Raw genomic sequence first — 12,964 nt, forward strand, 5'->3', positions numbered from 1 at the left:
ATACTGCTCCCACAGCGGTTGGTCCAGGCCGTACCTGGCGCGCATCTCGGCAAGGGCGGCCGCGTCGACCGGGGTGCCGCCACCGCCGCCGTCGGCCGCGATGGCCACCGGATCGGACGGCAGCAGATACAGCACGACGAAGGAGATGGTGAATGCCGCCCACAGCACCCACACCGCGGCCACGCACCGCAGCAGCACATATCGGGTCATGATCAGCGTCCGCTCAGCCAGGTGTCGAAGAACTGCAACCGCGCCGAGGCATCGAATTTCAGGTCCTGCACCGCCGGGCCCGCCCCGATGGCCTGGGACAACTCGACGGTCGGGAGCCACAGTCCCTGGTCGAGGATCTGCTGCTGAGCTTGCCCGATCAGCGCCGCGCGGGCCTGCGGGTCCACCGCGCCGAGCTGTGCGGTGAGCACCTCGTCGAGGGCGGGGATCGGCGGGCGGACATTGAAGTTGCGGCCGTCCAGGCCGAATCCGGTGCGCAGGATGTCGCCATCGGCGCGGGTGCTGTTGTAGTACAGCGCGTCGAAATCCTTGCTGTTCTGCCGTGCGGTGTACTCGGCGTTGGAGACCAGGTCCAGCGTGAGGTCCACGCCCACCGACCGCAGCTGCTGCTGGATCAGCTCGAGGATCGCCTGATTACCGGCGAACACCTGACTGAACGTCACCGCGAATCCGAGGCGCCGGCCGTCCTTGACCCGGATGCCGTCCGCGCCGGGCACCCAGCCCGCCCGGTCGAGCCTCGCCCGCGCCGCGTCCGGGTCGAAGCCGGCGACCCAGGAAAGATCCTGGTAGCCAGGCGTTCTCGAGGCCAGCACACTGGTGGCCGGCCGGAACTGCGGCCCGAGCACGGTATCGACGAGCTCACGCCGGTCGATCGCGGTGAGCAGCGCCCGGCGCACCTCCGGGTCACGCAACGGCCCACGGGTCACATTCGGCTGGAACCCGAACGGGATACCCGGATTGGGTGTGCTCAGCACGCGGCCGCCGGTCGCCTCGATCTGCGGCGCGTCCTGGGGGAGGGCGTCGCTGGTCGCGTCGAGCTGATCCGAAGACAGCGAACCGGTCCGCACCCCCGATTCGGGCACCACGGTGAACTCGATGCGGTCGAGGTAGGCCTCGCCCTGATGGCCGAACACCGCCGAACCCCACCGGTAGCCGGGGCGTTTCACCAGGGTGGCGGAGAGGTCCTGGCGGTAGTCGGCGTAGGTGAACGGGCCCGAACCCACCGTCGCCGCACCCGCGCACCGGTCCTCGGCGGAGCGGGAGGTGGTGGCGTCGGCGAGGATACCGAGCTGCGGCGTCGAGGACGCCTGCAGGAATTGGGCATTCGGCGCGCTGAACTCCACCCGCGCCGTCAACCGATCCACCACCGTGGTCGCGACATAGCCGGTGAGGTAGCTGCTGCCCAGCGGCGCCTTGACGGCGCCGAGGGTACGCACGATCGAATCGAAGCTCTTGCGCACCGAGTCGGCGGTCAGGGGTGTGCCGTCGCTGAAGCTCACCCCGTCGGCGAGGTGGAACGTGAATGTCTTCGCGTCCGGCGCGACCTCCCAGCCGGTGGCCAGCCACGGCCGCAACTCGCCGGTCTCGGGATCTTGGTCGGTCAGCGAATCGACCACCTGCCGTGCGACGTAGATCGTCTGGTTGGTGCCGGCCTGCGCGGGATCGGCGCAGGTCGGCGGCTGCGACAGGCCGTAGCGCAGTACTCCGCCCGGCTGCGGAGGGCCCGCGTCGGCTCCCGGCGCCGTGGCCGGGGAGCCGCAGGCGGCAAGGGTGGCGGCGGCGGTGAGCACCGTGCCCGCGAATGCCGCCCTGACGGATACGGCCATGTCGTCGTCCTTTCTGACACGACCGACGAGCCCTGCGCGTCGCCGCGACGGGCGGACTGCGGACTCGACCATGTGTGCCTCCATCGGTCCCGGCAGAAGCACCCGCACCCGGCGAGGCGGGGGGTTGCTGCGACGTCGGCGAGCCAGGTCTCTCGGTCGCTCTGGATGGTGTCGCCGGACCGGACGCTGGTCGGCGTTCCGATCGGGCCGAATCATCATGCGTCGCAGGGAAACCGCAGCACAATGGTAGTAATCAGGCTGAGTTCAGCTCTTGTCCGGCGATGCGGCACGCGTGGTCCGCGGAGGTGAACACGTAGCGGCACCGGATGCGAAGGTCGTCGGCCCACGGCAGTGGATGCCGCCGAGGCGCCGGCTCCGCGACGAGGCGCGGTTCGCACTCAGGCCGGGAGTGCGCGTCCTTTCCACACGAGCGCGTCGGCTCGCCGAGCCCGGCGTGACCGGACCCAGAGCGCGAGGTAGGCGCCGACCGCGACGGGATGGGCGCATGCGGTAGCGACGTCGCCGCGGTGCGGGCGCCGACCGGTTTCCACGCAGCGCGCCACGATACGACCGGCGACGGCCGCCGCGTAACCGAGCACACCGATCCGCCGGATCTCACCGCGCCCGGTGATCGCGGCCAGCGGCGGAACCCAATACGCCAATGCGGCAACGACTCCCACCGCGAGACCACCGAGCGCCGAGCCACCGTAGGCCGACCAGAGCCACCGCGTGTACCCGGCCGCGAGCTCGGCCCCGTCGCGGTACATCCGGGTGCGGGCCATCGAACCCGCCGCCACCACCGCCGTGCGCCCGCCACGGCGCCGCACAGCCCTGGCGATATCGAGATCCTCGGTGACGCTGCCCGCCACTGCCGCGTGTCCGCCAATGGCGCGGTAGGCCGCCGCGTCGAAGACCAGGAACTGCCCACAGGCCACCGCCATCGACGGGCGCGTGCCCCGATCGGCGAGCGCCACCGGCAACGTCGTGGCCCACGACCAGCACAGCAGCGGCTGCACCAGGCGTTCGGCAGGGGAGAGGGCGAGTTGCCGAGGCCACGGCGAGACCAGCGCGAATCGCCGCGCCCGCAATTCGGTCACCGCCGCGGCAATCGCCGGAGGTTGCAGCCGCACGTCGGCATCGACGAAGACCAGCACCGTGGCACCGGTCGCCCTGGCCGCCTCGGCCAGGCGGGCACACGCGGCGGCCTTACCGGTCCAGCCCCGTTCGGGCTCGTCATCGCAGCGCAGCACCGTGATGCGCGGATCATCGCCGGCCGCCTGCCGCGCCGCCGTCTCGGTGCCATCGGTAGAACCGTCGTCCAGGATCAGCACCCGCAACCCGGGCACACCGGTCTGTGCGCGCAGGTCCGCGACCAGCAGCGGCAGCCGCTCGGCCTCCTCACGCGCGGGAACACAGACGGCCACGGTCTCGTGCACCGGCGGCCCGGACCGCAACCGGCGCATCGTCAGCAGATTTCCCACCGCACCAGCGCATCCCGTCACCGCGATCCCGGCACCGACCTGGACTGCGCGGGTGAGCAGCGACAACTCTTACCGACTACTGCGCACTTCGCGCCACCAGCGCCCGAGGTCGAAGCTCGGCTCCGGGGCATTCGGCGGCGCCGGATTGCGGTTGACGTAGGCCATCGCCGCCACCACGGCGGCCACGGCCAGGGTGATGCCGCCGACGATGCCGGCCCAGCCCGCGAACGAGCGGGTGTTGGGATCGGCGTAGCTCACCTCGGCGCGGATATTGGTGACGTCGCCGGGCGGCAGCTTCCACGACACCACCGAATCACCCTCGCGATTACCGTTGGTCTTGGCGATGCGGGCCGGGAAGGCGATGCTGAACTGCACGTCCGAGCCGTGCGGCGGCACCGATTTCAGGTCGACGCGGCCATTGAGGCTGACCAGATCACCGGTGCGCTGGAACTGCAACTGGAACATGCCCTGGGTCTGCTCCGACAGCTGCCCCAGCTGCTGCACCTCGCCGAAGTTGAGGTCGTCGAAGAACACCTGGCTGCCGACATAGCCGTCCTGACTGTAGGGCTCCACCCGCATCTTGGTGGCCAGCGTGTCCGGCGCTTTCAACTGCGGACCCTTGTCCTGCGGGTTGGCCGGGATCACCGCGGCGACGATACGGCCGGAGACCCGGTCGTTGGACGAGACACCCATCGAGGCCTGCACCCGCAGGCATCCGGCCAGCACCGGCACCAGCAGGGCCGCCAGCAGCACGGCCGCCGTCACCCGGATCCCGGGGCGGGGCGCACGCGGCGAGGGAACCGGAACGTCGGGTGTCGTGGTGTCGGGACTCGGCTGCACGGGTGACATCGTGCCAGGCGCGCGCCGCGCCACGCACGCGACACCGCGCATCGGCGGCATTGTCCCAGGTGGGTCTCGCTACCGGCTGCGCGTGGCCACCGCTTCGTCGTGGCGGCGGTGGGCATGGCGCAGCAGCTCCATCAGTTCGTCCTCCTGCCGGATCCGGCGCCGGTACTTCTCCGGCAGGGCCCGCAGCCGCTGCTCCTCGCTGCGCAGCAGCCCGAAGATCCGGTCGCGTTCGGCCTGGTCGGCGGTGTAGCCGAGGTCGAGGTAGTCGGTGGCGTGCCTGCGCGCGTTGGCCACCGCCTGCTGGGCGCGCCCGCGCGGGCTGATCACCGACACCACCACGGTGACCACCAGCACCAGCAGGATCACCAGCAGCGACGCGCCGGTACCGATCTCGCCCACGTGCACCGGTTCACCGTGGTTGATGAACGGCAGATTGTTCTCGTGCAGTGCGTGCAGGATCAGCTTGACGCCGATGAAACCGAGGATCGCCGCCAATCCGAACGACAGGTAGATGAGCCGATCGAGCAGGCCGTCGATCAGGAAATACAGCTGCCGCAACCCCATCAGCGAGAACGCGGTCACGGTGAACACCACGTAGACGTTCTGGGTGAGGCCGAAGATCGCCGGAATCGAATCGAGCGCGAACATCACGTCGGTGCCGCCGATGGCCACCATCACCAGCAGCATCGGGGTCAGCATGCGCTTGCCGTCGCGCACGGTGACCAGCTTGTCGCCGTCGTAATCGGGGGTCGTGCGAAACCATTTCTTCGCCACCCGGATCACGATGTTGTCCGCCGACCTGGTCTCGGTCTCCGCGGGCGCGAGCATGTTGCCCGCCGTCACCAGCAGCAGCACACCGAAGACGTAGAAGACCCACGCGAAGGCATTGATCAGCGAAGCGCCGAGGAAGATGAACCCGGTCCGCGCCACCAGCGAGAACACGATCCCGATCAGCAGCACCTTCTGCTGGTACTCGCGCGGAACGCGGAAGCTGCCGATGATGACGAGGAAGACGAACAGGTTGTCCACCGACAGCGCCTTCTCGGTCACATAGCCGGCGAAATACTCGGTGCCCATGGCCACGCCGCCGAAGATCAGCACCACGAACCCGAACAGCACCGCGATGCCCACATAGATCGCCGACCAGATCCCCGCCTCGCGCAGCGTGGGGGTATGCGCCTTGCGCACATGAAAGACATAGTCGAACAGCAGCAGTCCGGCGATCAGGACCAGGGTCAGGGTCCATACCGTCGTCGATACCTGCATATTCCCTCCGGATCGTGGACGACGAAGCCGATCGGGCGCCGGGGTGCGCCGCGACCGGCTCCACTCGCGCTACCGCGCCCTGGCCTGCCCGCAGCTACTGCCCCGACGGGTCCGAACCTACTCGATCCGGGGCGCGACATGGGCGAACCCGCCCCGAACTCGTCGCCGTTCAGCGAGATCCGCGAGACGCCGTCGCCACACCGCGCTCGCGCACCCATCGCACCAGCAGCGGCACGCCGAGCAGTCCCATCCCCGCGGCGCCGTACCACGCCGAGGCGGGCAGATCCAGGAACACCGCGTGCGCCAGCGCCGAACCGAGCCAGGTCCACCCGAACACCGCCACCGGCACCGCGTTCCCGCCGCGCCGCCACGGTGCCGTGCGCTCCCAGCCGGTGAGCAGCACCGCCATCACCGTCGCGACCAATAGCCAGCCCAGATAGTTGGTGAGCGGAATGTGTTCGACGCCCGGCAGTCCCGCATCGGTGACGCACCACTGCCATTGGCCGTCGGCGACCATCTGCGGGTCGAGGAACAGGTCCCAGCCGAGCGCGCCCGCGGCGGTGACCGGAACCCGCCACCACGTCCGCCGCGTGAGCAGACCCGCCACCACCCAGATCGGATACACCCCGCCGGTCCACGCCAGCGGCACCACCAGCGGCACCCCGGCCAGGGCGGGCCCCAGCCGGTCGGTGGCGTAGTCGTAGCAGCCGAACGGCATTCCGGTGGCGGTGCCGATGATCTCGGCGAGCAGTCCGGTGCCGGACAGGATCAGCAGCACGCCGGCGGCATAGCGAGGACCGCGGGTGTAGCAGGCATGACTCAATGCGGTCGCGGCCGCCAGCACCACCACCAGCACCGTCACCCGATCACGTGCGGTGCCGCCGGTGAGCGGGTAGGCGATCTGGCTGAGCACCCACAGCACCGCGAGCAGGCCGGGGACCAGCGCACCGGCAGCCGGTCGCCGGGCGAGCACCGCCACTGCGAATCCGCCTCGGCCTGCGTCGCTCGCGGGACCGGAATCCGGCTCCATCCGGCTCATCTCCGCAACAGCCGCGCCCACCGGCCCTGATCACGCAGCACCAGCCGCGCCGCGGTCCGGCCGCTGGCACCGGACACACCGCCACCGGGATGGGTCGAGGCGCCGGTCAGATACAGCCCAGGCGCTCCCGGCACCCGCTGCCCCGACAGCTCCGGCAGCGGCCGCCACAGCATCATCTGATCCAGCGACATCTCCACATGCATGACATTGCCGCCGAGCAAGCCGAGCTCACGCTCCAGATCGGCCGGTGTCTGCACGAACCGGCGCAGCACCGAGGCGGCGAAACCGGGTGCGTAGGAATCGACTTCGCCGATGATCCGGTCGGCCTCGGCCTCGGCCTCGCCGAGCCCGGCCCAGTCGCCGCCGTCGGCGAGCCGGTACGGATGCCACTGCGACCACAGCGACAGCTGATGCTCACCCGGCGCGGCGATACTCGGATCCAGCGCGCTGAAACTCATCGCCAGCACCACCGGCCGCGGCGGCAGCGCACCGGCCATCGCCGCACCGTGCGCGGCCCGCAACTGCCTGCGCTCGGAGACCAGGAACTGCAACCCGCGCGCCGACTCCCGTGCCGAACTACCGGGGTAGGCGGGCAGCGCGTTCGTCGCCGCGCGCACCACCATCCCGATACCGGGACCGACCCGGATCCGGCGGCGCCAGTGCGCCAGGGTCGCGGGGTCGAAACCCCCCGCGCCCAGCAGATCCAGTGTGGTCAGGATGTGCGTGCCCGCGACGACGGCGCGGGCACCCAGTTCCCGTCCGGACGCGGTGCGCACCCGCCAGCCGTCACCGTCGCGGCGCACCTCGGTCACCGCGTCACCGCCGCTCACCACACCGCCGTCGGAGCGCAGCCGCGCCACCAACGCCGAGGTCAACGCCCCGCTACCGCCGACCGCGCGCCCGGGCGGCAGCGTATGCATCAGTGCCGCGAACCCCACCATCGGCGCGGTCCCCGGCTCCGACATCGGCGGGCCGGATTGCGCACCGAACCACGCCAGCGAGGCCTTGAGCCGCTCGTCGTCGAACAGGCTGTCCAGCAGCGCGTCACCGGACTGCAGGAACTCGTGCGACAGCGCGCTGCCGCCCGCGCTCGCGTCCAACCCCCAGAACGAGCGCAGCAGATGCCCCGGGGTCGGACCGCCGCCGAACGCGCGCATCACCCGTGCGCTGCGCGGCCCCCATTCCCGCACGAACCGGCGATAGCCGTCGGCGTCGCGGTCGCCGCAGGCCGCGGCGATCGAGGCGCAGGTGCGGTCGAGGTCGCGATGGAACACGATGGGCGCGCGCCCGTCCGGGCCCGCGGGCGTGAAACCCCATGGATCGCAATCGATATAGCGCAGCCCGAAGCGGGTCAGCTCCAGCTCTTCGATGATGCCGGTGTGCCGGATCATGATGTGCGCCGAGGACCCGCGATCGACCAGGTGCCCCGGGAATCGCCGCACCGTCGACACCGCACCGCCGAGCACCTCGTCGCGCTCGAGCACCTCGACCCGCTGCCCGGCTCGCGCCAGATAGCAGGCCGCGACCAGCGCGTTGTGGCCGGAACCGACGACGACGATCGTCATCGCGCGCTCACAGCGGCAGCCGCCGGCCCAGGATGGCGAACTCCCTGGTGTCTCCGGCGAAGATGAAATGCCGCACCACATCGGCGAACCCGGCGCGCCGGTACAGCCGCCAGGCCCGGTTGTCCTCGGCGTCGACCTCCGGGGTCGACAGCAGCACCGCCCGCTCGGGCCGGTCCCGCAGCAGCCGCTCCAGCAGCGTCGAACCGATGCCGCGGCCCTGCGCCGACGGGTGCACATGCAGTTCGGTGAGCTCGAAGTAGTCCGACAGCAGCTCCCGTGCCGAATGCTCCGGCCAGCTCGACCGCCGCATCCCGGTGTAGACCTGCTGCTGCCACCACTGATGCGGGGCGCCCCGGTACCCGTAGCCGATGGCCACGATCGGCGAGGTGCGCACATCGAAGTAGCCGGAGTCGTCGGGGATCACCGCGGCCACGGCCTGCCAGCCCGCGCGCGAGGTGTGTTCGGTCCACATGGGCGCGCGGTGGTGTTCGGTGCCGCGCGGGTAGTCCATCGCCGCGACGTACACCGCGAGCGCGTCGTGCAACCGGGCACGCAGCGCCGTCACCGAGAGGTCGACGACGACGGGTGCAGGGGTGTGATGTGGCTTGACGGCGGTCATGGCTCTCGTGTCGTGGGGATGCTGGATGCGCGAGCGGGAAAACATGTCGGTGGTCGTCTCTATATTCAAGCTCAATTCAAACGTTCGAATACCTGTTCGGTTCGTGCGGTGCCGACCGTCCGGTCGGCCATCGGCCTCGGACCGGGGTGTGCGACTGGTGGAGGGACGGCTGATGTCTGGTCGAAACGTTCATCCGGGCCGGCCCGGGCGCGCGGGCATGCTGCTGCGCCGCGCCGACGGGCTGTTGATGGAAGCGGCGGGGGAGCACGATCCACGCGAACGTTTCCGCACCGCCTATCTGGCCGCCCTGCGCGGGGCCGGTGCCGTGCTCGCGGCCACCGGCGCCGACGCGGCACCGCGGGCGCGGTCGCGCAATGCCTGGGTGATGCTGCAACGCGCCGCCCCGGAATTCGTGATGTGGGCCGACTACTTCGGCTCCCATTCCGAGACGCGCGCGGCGCTCGAGGCGGGCCTGCCCCGCGAGATAGGCCACACCCAGGCCGACGAGTTCTACTCGCGGGTCGGCGCGTTCCTGCACGACGTGGAGGATTTGATCGCGCCGGCAGCCCGTTTGCGTGGCCCGGCGGAGCCCGAGTTCGGGATCGGTCCGCGAGTTATCGGCGAGTAGGTGGTACGGCCCTGATCGAACTCGTATCATTGGAGACAGATAGCCGCCAAGGTCGGCTATCTGTCGCCTACCCGGAGGCGACAGCCACGTCCTAGTGCCGGGGGAGGTACCGTGCCACTCTCCGAGCACGAGCAGCGCATGCTCGAACAGATCGAGAGCGCGCTCTATGCTGAGGATCCGAAGTTCGCCTCGTCCGTCCGCGGCGGACGCCTTCGTACGACCTCGAGTAGACGCAGACTCCAGGCCGCCGCCTTGTTCGTCCTCGGCCTGTTCCTACTCGTCGCAGGTATCGCCGCGCCGGTGAAGCCGGGCGGCTTCCCGATCATCAGCCTGATCGGATTCATCGTCATGTTCGGTGCCGGAGTGCTGCTGCTGCTCGGTGGCTCCAAGAAGGCCGGCGGCAGCGATCGCGGTGGCGAAGCGCCGTCGAGCGGCCCGTCCGGCCCCGGCGCCGGTGGCCGCGGGCGTCAGCGCCGGTCCGGTGGCTTCTCCGAACGCATGGAAGATCGCTTCCGCAGAAGGTTCGAGCAGGAGTAGCCTCCCGCTCGCCCGAGTTCTGACCCGAACGGCGGTGCGGTACCGGATCCCCGGTGCCGCACCGCCGTTCGTCTGTGTCCACACCCCTTGGCGTCCACGGCGTGTCGCGCCGACCGGTCGGCACGAATCGGCTCGGCCCGCCGAGCCCCACATCGCCCCACGATCGCGCCCCACCTTCCCCCACCGGCTCTCGATCCTGGGGTGTACCTGGGAGTTTGCTGGTTGTTGTCGGGGTGGGTCGGTCCGGACGCGCGCGGGGAGGTGAAGCGCCGGAAAAGTTCTTCCACCCAGTGATAGCTGGGATGACCTGCGGAATCGCCGAAGCGGGGAGCCAGATCACCCCGTGTTTCGATTGAAAGTGGGGGAAAGTGGGGTAATGTGGAGCGCGCACTACAGGAGAGGCCGTAAGGCGCTCGGCCGGAGCGAGTTCCGGCCATGCGTGATCGAGGTGGTCCGGTAGGGAGGTGTCGAGTTGTTTCTCGGTACCTACACACCTCGATTGGACGACAAAGGGCGACTCACGTTGCCTGCGAAGTTTCGAGACGATCTGGCGGGAGGGTTGATGGTCACGAAGGGGCAGGACCACAGCCTTGCCGTGTACCCCAAAGAGGAGTTCACCGCGCTCGCGCGGCGAGCCGCGGCGGCGTCTCGGAGCAACCCGCAGGCACGGGCGTTCGTCCGGGCTCTCGCGGCAGGCACGGACGAACAACGTCCGGACGCTCAGGGCCGGATCGTGCTGTCGGCGGATCATCGTCGCTACGCCAACCTGTCACGGGATTGCGTGGTGATCGGTTCGGTCGACTTCCTCGAAATATGGGACAAGCAGGCGTGGGAGTCCTACCTCGCCGAACACGAGGAGGACTACGCACAAGCGAGAGACGAGTCGCTGGGCGGGATCTTCTAGCCCGAACGAGTGCCACGCGGCCTCTGCCCGGATGCGGACCCTGACGTACTTCCCCGACGCCAGGTGCCGCTTCGGTCAGAGACCACGGGGCATTCGTCACCGACATCCGGTCCGAATCCCGCAGCATTCGCTGCTCCGCAATCCAGAGCAATCACTCACGACAGCACAACCCATCTACCCGCGGTGTTCGCCGAAAACACTGTGGAACAAGGCGACCCGATATCGGTGCGTGACGAAGCGAGGCAAGATCCGGGAGGTCGAGGTGAACCGTGAACAGCACGGCCCGCGCCATGTCCCGGTCCTGCTCCAGCGCGCCGACGAATTGCTCGGGCCCGCGCTCGGTGAGCCCGGCGCCGTCTACCTCGACGCCACCCTCGGATTGGGCGGGCACGCCGAACATTTCCTGCGCACCTACCCGCGGATCCGGCTGGTCGGGCTCGACCGCGACACCGACGCCCTCGCCCTCGCGGGCGAGCGACTGCGGCCCTACCAGGACCGAATCACCCTGGTACACACCCGATACGACGGCATCCCGGAAGCCCTCGCCGAGGCAGGGCTGCCGGCCACCGGTTCGGTCAGCGCCATCCTGATGGACCTCGGCGTCTCGTCCATGCAGCTGGACGAGACCGATCGCGGCTTCGCCTACTCGGTGGACGCACCGCTGGACATGCGGATGGATCCGACCACCGGTCCCACCGCCGCCGATGTGCTCAACACCTACAGCCACGGCGAGCTGGCCCGGATCCTGAAAACCTATGGCGAGGAACGCTTCGCCGGCCGGATCGCCAGTGAAATCGTGCGGCGCAGGCAGCAGCGGCCGTTCACCACCAGTGCCCAGCTGGTCGAACTGCTCTACGACGCCATCCCCGCCGCCACCCGCCGCACCGGCGGGCATCCGGCCAAACGCACCTTCCAGGCGCTGCGGATCGAGGTCAACGGCGAGCTGGAATCGCTGCGGGCCGCACTGCCCGCGGCGCTGAACGCGCTGCGGGTGGGCGGGCGGATCGTGGTCATGTCGTATCAGTCGCTCGAGGACCGCGTCGTCAAACACGAACTGGCACAGCGTGCGGCCTCGCGCACGCCGGTCGGCCTGCCGATGGAACTGCCGGGGATGGGTCCGGAATTCCGGTTGCTCACCCGCGGCGCCGAGCAGGCCACCGAAGCAGAGATCGAGGAGAACCCGCGTGCCGCCCCGGTGCGGATGCGCGCGGCGGAACGGATTCAGGAGGGTGCATGAGCAGGGCGACGACGACGCTCGGGCCGCCTTCCACGGGGAGACGGGAGACGACCCGCACGAGCGGGTCGGTGCCCGCGGGCAGCAGCTCGGCTGAGCACGGGAAGCGTCCCGGCCAGGCAAAAGGAGGGCGCAGCGTGAGCGTACGGACATCGACCGTCGCCGAGCCCGGGCGGATCGCCCGCCGAGTGCAGGCCGCCGAGCGGGTGAAATCCGGTGCGGCGCAACGCGCCTACGCTCGCCGCAAGCTGCGCGCCGAAGGCGCGGGCGCCCTCGATGCGGTGCTGCCGCGCGGCTCGGTCATGGCCACCCGCATCCCGTTCGTCGCGGCGATCCTCGCCCTGCTCGGATGCGGGCTCGCGCTCACCCTGTTGCTCACCACCCGCGCCGCCGAGGACAGCTACCTGCTCAGCGATGCCAGGAAGCTGAACCAGACCCTCGCCGACGAGCGGGCGGCCCTGCAGCGGGAAGTGGAGGCCGCCGACTCGGCGCCCGAACTCGCCGCGCGGGCCAGGGAGCTGGGCATGATCCCGGCCAAGGACCCGGCGCGCCTGGTGGTCGCGCCCGACGGCAGCATCATCGTCATCGGCGACCCGAAGCCCGCCGAGGGCGCACCGGTGCCGCCGCTGAACCCGCCGCCCACTCGCGCCGCGGACCGCCCGGGTGCGCCGCAGAGCCACGGCGAGCGAGTCGTCCCGGTGACATCGACGCCCCGCGCTCCGGCCGAACGCCCGGGCGGGGCTCAGATCAACGCCGCCCCGCCGGTGGGCGCCGGGTTGACGCCTGGGGCACCCGCCCCCGCGCCGGACCCTGCGCCCGCCGCAGGCCCGGCGCCCGCTGGCGCACCGGCCCCCGCTCCCGGCGCGGCACCTGCTCCGGCTCCGGCAGGAGCCCCTGCTCCCGCGCCCGCCGATCCGGCGGTGGCCCAACCGCCTGCACCGGCGGCCGGTCCAGCGCCCGCACCGGCTCCACCGGCCGAAGCCGCGCCGGCCCCGGTGGACGGAGCG

Annotated in this window: 12 protein-coding genes, 1 pseudogene and 1 riboswitch; of the genes and pseudogenes, 5 read left to right on the forward strand and 8 right to left on the reverse strand. The window is 70.4% G+C overall.

Features of this window, described 5'->3' with window-relative positions:
• The 8 genes and pseudogenes from RJ05_RS08615 to RJ05_RS08650 all read right to left on the reverse strand — a co-directional run.
• Nucleotides 1–210 (reverse strand): annotated as a pseudogene (locus tag RJ05_RS08615) (ABC transporter permease); the annotation flags it as partial.
• A gap of 2 nt (nt 211–212) precedes the next feature.
• The gene (locus RJ05_RS08620; RefSeq protein ID WP_036535291.1) at nt 213–1,835 is read right to left on the reverse strand and encodes an ABC transporter substrate-binding protein; all 1,623 of its coding nucleotides are present in this window, start codon (nt 1,833–1,835) and stop codon (nt 213–215) included.
• 77 nt (nt 1,836–1,912) lie between these two features.
• Nucleotides 1,913–2,007, reverse strand: a riboswitch (SAM riboswitch).
• Nucleotides 2,008–2,233: 226 nt separating this feature from the next.
• Nucleotides 2,234–3,382: a glycosyltransferase family 2 protein gene (locus RJ05_RS08625; RefSeq protein WP_036535293.1), complete on the reverse strand. Its 1,149-nt coding sequence runs from the start codon at nt 3,380–3,382 to the stop codon at nt 2,234–2,236.
• Nucleotides 3,383–3,385: 3 nt separating this feature from the next.
• Nucleotides 3,386–4,165 carry an LppM family (lipo)protein gene (locus RJ05_RS08630; RefSeq protein ID WP_051016359.1) on the reverse strand — a complete coding sequence of 260 codons (780 nt, stop codon included), beginning with the start codon at nt 4,163–4,165 and terminating at the stop codon, nt 3,386–3,388.
• A 69-nt stretch (nt 4,166–4,234) separates the two neighbouring features.
• Nucleotides 4,235–5,431 carry a TerC family protein gene (locus RJ05_RS08635; RefSeq protein WP_036535295.1) on the reverse strand — a complete coding sequence of 399 codons (1,197 nt, stop codon included), beginning with the start codon at nt 5,429–5,431 and terminating at the stop codon, nt 4,235–4,237.
• 169 nt (nt 5,432–5,600) lie between these two features.
• Entirely contained in the window at nt 5,601–6,410 is an 810-nt protein-coding gene (locus RJ05_RS08640) for a carotenoid biosynthesis protein (RefSeq protein WP_234012296.1), read from the reverse strand.
• Between the two features lie 56 nt (nt 6,411–6,466).
• Nucleotides 6,467–8,035, reverse strand: coding sequence for a phytoene desaturase family protein (locus RJ05_RS08645; protein WP_036535298.1), 1,569 nt, complete (start codon nt 8,033–8,035; stop codon nt 6,467–6,469).
• A 7-nt stretch (nt 8,036–8,042) separates the two neighbouring features.
• Nucleotides 8,043–8,654, reverse strand: coding sequence for a GNAT family N-acetyltransferase (locus RJ05_RS08650; RefSeq protein WP_036535300.1), 612 nt, complete (start codon nt 8,652–8,654; stop codon nt 8,043–8,045).
• Nucleotides 8,655–8,826: 172 nt separating this feature from the next.
• Between RJ05_RS08650 and RJ05_RS08655 the strand changes: the two genes are divergently transcribed.
• From RJ05_RS08655 to ftsL, 5 genes are all read left to right on the forward strand, one after another.
• Entirely contained in the window at nt 8,827–9,282 is a 456-nt protein-coding gene (locus tag RJ05_RS08655; RefSeq protein WP_228785199.1) for an SAV_6107 family HEPN domain-containing protein, read from the forward strand.
• A 111-nt stretch (nt 9,283–9,393) separates the two neighbouring features.
• Nucleotides 9,394–9,819 carry an SCO2097 family morphological protein gene (locus RJ05_RS08660; protein WP_036535305.1) on the forward strand — a complete coding sequence of 142 codons (426 nt, stop codon included), beginning with the start codon at nt 9,394–9,396 and terminating at the stop codon, nt 9,817–9,819.
• A gap of 472 nt (nt 9,820–10,291) precedes the next feature.
• Nucleotides 10,292–10,723, forward strand: a complete 432-nt coding sequence (gene mraZ, locus RJ05_RS08665; protein WP_036535307.1) for a division/cell wall cluster transcriptional repressor MraZ — start codon at nt 10,292–10,294, stop codon at nt 10,721–10,723.
• Nucleotides 10,724–10,985: 262 nt separating this feature from the next.
• A complete protein-coding gene (gene rsmH / locus RJ05_RS08670) occupies nt 10,986–11,960 on the forward strand; it encodes a 16S rRNA (cytosine(1402)-N(4))-methyltransferase RsmH (protein ID WP_036535314.1) in 975 nt (324 codons plus the stop codon).
• 134 nt (nt 11,961–12,094) lie between these two features.
• On the forward strand, nt 12,095–12,964 hold an 870-nt coding region (ftsL, locus tag RJ05_RS08675), incomplete at its 3' end, for a cell division protein FtsL (RefSeq protein ID WP_174343914.1).

This window comes from Nocardia cyriacigeorgica NBRC 100375 (assembly GCF_000308555.1).
Lineage (GTDB): Bacteria > Actinomycetota > Actinomycetes > Mycobacteriales > Mycobacteriaceae > Nocardia > Nocardia cyriacigeorgica.

What these genes read in the sequence shown, in the direction of transcription:
- RJ05_RS08635 (WP_036535295.1), bottom strand. Translation starts at nt 5,431, where the DNA reads ATGCAGGTATCGACGACGGTATGGACCCTGACCCTGGTCCTGATCGCC.
- RJ05_RS08655 (WP_228785199.1), top strand. Translation starts at nt 8,827, where the DNA reads ATGTCTGGTCGAAACGTTCATCCGGGCCGGCCCGGGCGCGCGGGCATG.
- RJ05_RS08645 (WP_036535298.1), bottom strand. Translation starts at nt 8,035, where the DNA reads ATGACGATCGTCGTCGTCGGTTCCGGCCACAACGCGCTGGTCGCGGCC.
- RJ05_RS08650 (WP_036535300.1), bottom strand. Translation starts at nt 8,654, where the DNA reads ATGACCGCCGTCAAGCCACATCACACCCCTGCACCCGTCGTCGTCGAC.
- RJ05_RS08620 (WP_036535291.1), bottom strand. Translation starts at nt 1,835, where the DNA reads ATGGCCGTATCCGTCAGGGCGGCATTCGCGGGCACGGTGCTCACCGCC.
- RJ05_RS08630 (WP_051016359.1), bottom strand. Translation starts at nt 4,165, where the DNA reads ATGTCACCCGTGCAGCCGAGTCCCGACACCACGACACCCGACGTTCCG.